Genomic DNA, 1,919 nt, shown 5'->3' with positions numbered 1-1,919 from the left:
CGCTCTGTGTCAAGTGGTTGTGGGCCAGATTCATGGTTAACAATGCATCATCAATGCACGCGGCATCGGCGCTGTCTTAGTTGTTGTGCGGATAATCGTGACTTTCTCAGGCAACCCAATCGGTGTTTTCGGTCGCGCGGTAATTACCCCATCAGCAAGGGCTTGCTCGACGGCACTTCGCCGGTTGGCCTCCATCTGTTGCCACGTGCCGTCTAGCACGCTTTGCGGTGTGTAGCCATTAATCCCACTGTGGGGCCGTTGGTTATACAACGTTGTAAACTCATCAACCCAGGCCGCTGCATGTTTAATGCTGGCAAAAGCCCTCGGGTAGTAGGCCATACCTTTCATCGTGTGAAACAACGACTCCATATGCGGATTATCGTTACTAATCGATGGTCTACTGAACGACCGTTTGACCTGGTGGGCATCAAAAAGTCTGCCAAGGCTGCGACTGGTCATCGCTGCCCCGTTATCGGAGTGCACCGTGTCGACATCAGGGTGTGCGGCAAAGATTTCTTCAAACATATGTCGTGCCACGCGGGAATCTTCGTGGTGGGCAACAACTGCGCCGACAACAGCACGGGAATATAAATCGATTGCGGTATGGCAGGCGTAGTACTGGTTTGTGTACTTGCCTGGAAGATAGGTGATATCCCAGCACAGCACTTGACCTGGCCGGTGTGCTTCAACATGTGGGGGCTGGTTGTTGCCGCGTGCACGCCGCGGGCGTGTTCTGCGTGTGCCGTGGCGCTGTGACAAGAGTTTGCCGTGCGCTTTGGCAACCCGGTAGAAGCTACGCAAGCTGGCGATATAGCACCCATTGTTCAATGCGTGGTAGAAGACATCATCCACACTCGAATACGGATTAGCATCTAACAAGGCCAAAATGTCGTTGACTTGCGCATCGGTTAAGCGTTTGATGTTGCGTTTGTGATGCGGGATCGGATCTTGCTTCTTCGGGCGGGGATTGTCCTGGTAATACCGTCTAGAGCGCGCCACGCCTAACACATTGCAGGCTTTCCTCATTGAGTGCCCGATACCAACGAGTGCTTCGATTAGCTCGTTTTCTTGTTGTAGGCCTGCCTCATAGCGTTGTGTTTGTTCTACTGTGAGGATTTTCCCGCCGCGTTTGAGTCCCCGCCATGCTTCTTTGGCAGAGACGCTATAGCTTTTCCCAGTACATCACTGGTGTCCTTCCACAGCTTGTTTTCTTTGCGCAGCTTGGCGTTTTCTCGTTGTAGTGCGTTGTATTCCTTGCGGGTAATGGTGACCATGTCGTTGTTGGTGGCCTTGGGGGTGTTCAAGGGTTCTGCCTTTCTTGTGTGCGTGTAGTGGGCAATCGTGCCGTTTGCGACTTTCTCGATCCAGCCATGCATCGCTGACTGCAAGATACCGTGTTTATCCAGCAAGGCTTGTTTTGTCCCATGCGGGGCAGCCACATACTGGTGGACAAGTGAGATGATCGCTTCAGCGTCTAACACCACCGGTACAGGGGTAGTTGCCCCGGTATAGACTGCGGCGCGTTGTTGCTGGGTAAACGTGCCAAGATCAAACCGCTTCATCCACCGAATCACTCGTGATGCGTCCATGTCGTGACGGGCCAGCCAAACCTTCTTTGTCCCGTACGGTAGTTGGTGATAGATCCTGACCATCTGCTGTTTCTGGGTATCGCTATAGGTGACAATCCCGCGATCTTCAGTGTTGGGGATAAACACGACTGCCGCAGCATCCGGCATGACCAACTCACTATCAGCAAGCGTGGCACCGGGTGCAAGGGTGACAGTCGGCAACGCCAGCACATCGCGTGCAGATGGCAGGCTTGCACGCCGACGTTTACGAGTCTTGTCGGGGTCGGGGTCGGTGTTGTAATCTGCCCAATCCTTCTCTGGTGGCTTGGGGATCAGCGGGGGAATATCGTG

General features: G+C 53.9%; 2 protein-coding genes. Both read right to left on the bottom strand.

Translation table 11 applies throughout. From position 1 onward, the window contains the following. Positions 1-36: 36 nt before the first annotated feature. Positions 37-1,116 carry an IS3 family transposase gene (locus KBX13_RS11385; protein ID WP_256022275.1) on the bottom strand — a complete coding sequence of 360 codons (1,080 nt, stop codon included), beginning with the start codon at positions 1,114-1,116 and terminating at the stop codon, positions 37-39. Beyond that, positions 1,104-1,919, bottom strand: an 816-nt coding sequence (locus KBX13_RS11380; protein WP_256022274.1) for a hypothetical protein, incomplete at its 5' end; no start/stop codon positions are given. The genes KBX13_RS11380 and KBX13_RS11385, both read right to left, overlap by 13 nt.

This window comes from Corynebacterium sp. CCUG 51687 (genome assembly GCF_024453995.1).
GTDB lineage: Bacteria > Actinomycetota > Actinomycetes > Mycobacteriales > Mycobacteriaceae > Corynebacterium > Corynebacterium pseudogenitalium.
The sequence above is the reverse complement of the archived record's forward strand: the minus strand, read 5'-3'. Positions and strand labels throughout refer to the sequence as shown.